The organism is Nonomuraea longispora, assembly GCF_004348345.1.
In the GTDB taxonomy this organism is placed as follows: Bacteria; Actinomycetota; Actinomycetes; order Streptosporangiales; family Streptosporangiaceae; genus Nonomuraea; species Nonomuraea longispora.
This window is the reverse complement of the sequence record NZ_SMJZ01000376.1, coordinates 1-3300: the sequence shown is the minus strand read 5'-3', so window position 1 is coordinate 3300 and position 3300 is coordinate 1. Positions and strand designations below refer to the sequence as shown.

The window sequence follows — 3300 nt, the reverse complement described above, 5'->3', positions numbered from 1 at the left end:
GGGTACCAACCCAGCGGGATCCCACCCAGCGGGACCCACCCAGCCGCGGGCCGCCGTGCCCGGCGCCGGCGCTGCTGCGGGCTCGGCGCCTGGCCCGGCTCATGCTCAGGCCCCTGGATCGGCTTCCGGCCTGACCCCGCCGGTCGCCGGGTCGCCCGCGCGCAGGGCGGCGTCCGTGGTGGTCGTCGCGCTGCTCGCCGCGACGGCCGGGCTGGCGTTCGACGGGGTGTTCCCGCTGTCCGCGCTGCTTCCCGTGGTCGCCCTGGCCGCCGTGGCGCCGTGCATGCTGACGCTGCTGCTTTCCGGTCGGCTGCCGCTCTGGGGCACGATCCCGGTGCACGTGCTGGCCTGGCTGACCGCCGTGTCCGCGACCCTCTACCAGGCGGAGGCGTGGCTGGGAGCCGTGCCCAGCCCGGCGAGCGCGCGGGCCGCCCTGATCGGCGTGCGCGACGCGACCGGCTGGCTGCTGACCACCATCCTTCCCGCCGCCCCCGGCAGCCGGGCGATCGTGCTGGTCGGTTTCCTCGTGTGGGCGGCCACGACGGCCGGCGCGGAGCTCGCGCTGCGGTCCAGGGCCGTCCTGCTGCCCGCCCTCGCCGCGCTGCCCGTGCTCGCCGTCGCCGTCGTGCTCGGCGTCGCGGGCGTGGGCTCCGCGGTGCCGTACGCGGCCGTGTTCGCCGGGGTCGCGTTGCTGCTCGCGCTCGTCAGGGCCGGCCGGTCGGCGTGGACCTGCGTGGCCGGCGTGCCGCTGCTCGCCTGCCTGGTGCTTGCCGCCGTCGTGGCGGCGCCCGTCCTGCCCATGGCGGACCGCCCGTACGACGTGCGCCGGCTCGTCGAACAGCCGCCCCCGCGCCCGATCTCCGGAGTGAGCGCCCTCGACCAGGTGTCGGCGTGGCTGCAGCACCCCCAGCGCGAGCTGTTCACCGTCAGCACCACCTCCGATGCCAACCTCCGGCTGGCCGTCCTCGACACCTTCGACGGCGTCACCTGGGAGTCGAACGCCGGATTCGTTCCCACGGGCGGGCGTGTGCCCGGCGACCAGGGCTCCCGCGATACCGTACGGCAGCGGCTCACGCTGCAGAAGCTGCCCGGCCCGTGGCTGCCCGCCGCCGACCGCCCGCTGCTCGCCGAAGGCGCCGGCATCGTGGTCGACCCGGCCACCGGCATGCTGGCCAGCGCGCGGGCCGGTGAGGGCATGACGTACGAGGTGACGTCAGGGGTGCGCCGCTACGTCTCCGGCGAGCTGCGGAACGTGACCCCGCTCGACGACCCCGCCCTGGTCAGCCTGCCGGACGGCCCCGACGGGCGTACGCCGCCGCAGCGCGCCGGCTTCGCCGAGATCGCCCGCCGCGCCACGGCGGGGGCGCGCGGCCCCGCCCAGCAGGCCGCGCGGCTGGCAACGTATCTGCGCGAACACGCCAAGAACGACGTCACCGCGCCGCCGGGGCACGGTTACCGGGCGATCGAGTTCTTCCTCACCGAGTCGCGCAGGGGGACGACCGAGCAGTTCGCCGCGTCGTTCGCGCTGCTCGCCCGCTCTCTCGGACTTCCCAGCAGGATCGTCGTCGGCTTCCGCCCCGGCGAGGCGGCGGAGGGCGGCGTACGGCAGGTGCGCGGCGGGGACGTGCTCGCGTGGGCCGAGGTCGGGTTCGAGGGGATCGGGTGGGTGCCGTTCTACCCGACGCCCTCGCGCACCCGCTCCGGCGGGGGCGGCGACGTGGCGGAGGGCACGCCGAAGCAGGCCAAGGAGATCGAGCAGGCGATCAACAGCGACTCCTCCGAACCCCGGCCGACACCGACCACCGCGGGACGCCCCACCCCCGCGCGGACCGCGAAGCCCGGGAAACCCGCGGATTCCGGCGCCACGGCGGGGCCGCTCGTCTGGGTGGCGGTCGCGGCGGGCGCGGTCCTGGTCTACGCGCTCGCCGTGGCCGTCGTGCCGCCCCTGCGTCGCATGCGCCGTCGCCGCCGCGGCGCCACCCCGGCGGCGCGGGTGGCGGGCGCGTGGCGGGAGACCGTGCTCCGGTTGCGCGGCGCCGGGATCCCGCGCTCGGGCACGCTGGCGGCGCGCGAGGTGGCCGTACTGGCCGAATCCGCTCTGGGGACGGCGGCGCGGGAGCCGTTGACGGCGCTCGCCGAACTGGCGAACCGCGCGAGGTTCGGCGACGCGCCCGTGGACCAGGCCGACGCGGAGCGGGCCTGGCGGCACTTCGCGGAGGCCGACCGGCTGGTCAGGCAGCGCGCCGGGCTGCCCGTCCGGCTCGCCCGCCGTCTCTCACCTCGGTCCCTGGTGGGTTGACCTGCCGGGCCGTCACGAGGGCCGTCACCAGGGCCGTCACGAGGGAGGCGGGCTGGCCGGGGGGAGCACGATGGGAGGCTGGGCCTCCTCGTCCTGCCCGCGCGGGTCCGCCTCCGTGGCTCCGCGGATGCACAACGCCGGCGACCAGGCGACCGACGAGGGCTGGCCGAGGGCGACCACGGCGCCGACCTTGAAGCAGTAGCCGGTGACCGGGTCCAGACCCCCGACGGTGTACGTGCCGGCGTCGCCCGTCGCCGACATGAGGCGATCGCCGGGAGCCTGCTGCACCACCGTGGGATAGCCGCTCTTGCGGACCGCCTTCCAGGCCAGCGTCACCGTGGTGCCGTTGTCGGAGACCACTTCGAGGTTCTTCGGGCGGTATCTGGCGACGTCCTGCGGGTCGGTGACGGGCCGGCGGGTGGGCGGCGACGTCGCCGGGCCGGACGACGGCCGCGTGCGGGACTCGTCCGGCCGCGTCCGGGACTCGCCTGGTCGCAGGGGCTGCGGGACGGCCGACGGCTGCGCGTCGTCCTGGGGCGGGGTGGCGGGGTCCTGGTCGCCGGGAGCGGTGGCGGCCACGGGCTGCCGCTGCTGCACCTCGGTGCCCGGGCCGCCGCTCATGGCCAGCGCCACGCTGCCGACGCCCACGATCACCGCCAGCGCCGACGCGCCCGCCACGAACAGCGGAACCTTCCTTCCCGCGGGCCGCTCCTCCGCGGCGGGCGGCTCCACCGGTGCGACGTCGGCGGGCGGCGGCAGGAAGGGCTGAGGCCCGGCGGGCGGCCTGACCTGCGAGCGGTCGGGGTCCACCGTCCAGACCAGCTCGCGCGGGCCCGACCGCTCGAACCGCTCCGGGTCCTCCTCCACACCCGGCGCCCTCCCTGGAGGCGGCAGGTGCGTCCCCGGCACGGACAGGTGCCCGGCGAACGGCGGACCGGGGCTTGCGGCGGACTCGCCGGTGGACCGGGAGGTCGTGAGGGGGTCACCGACGGGTGCGGGGC

Annotated in this window: 2 protein-coding genes; one reads left to right on the top strand and one right to left on the bottom strand. The window is 77.1% G+C overall.

Annotation, left to right across the window (positions count from 1 at the left end; genetic code table 11):
- On the top strand, positions 1-2299 hold a 2299-nt coding region (locus tag E1267_RS43140), incomplete at its 5' end, for a transglutaminase TgpA family protein (protein ID WP_220449949.1).
- 36 nt (positions 2300-2335) lie between these two features.
- Here E1267_RS43140 and E1267_RS43135 read toward each other — a convergent pair.
- A partial coding sequence (locus E1267_RS43135; RefSeq protein WP_484213952.1) for a fibronectin type III domain-containing protein occupies positions 2336-3300 on the bottom strand: 965 nt, incomplete at its 5' end.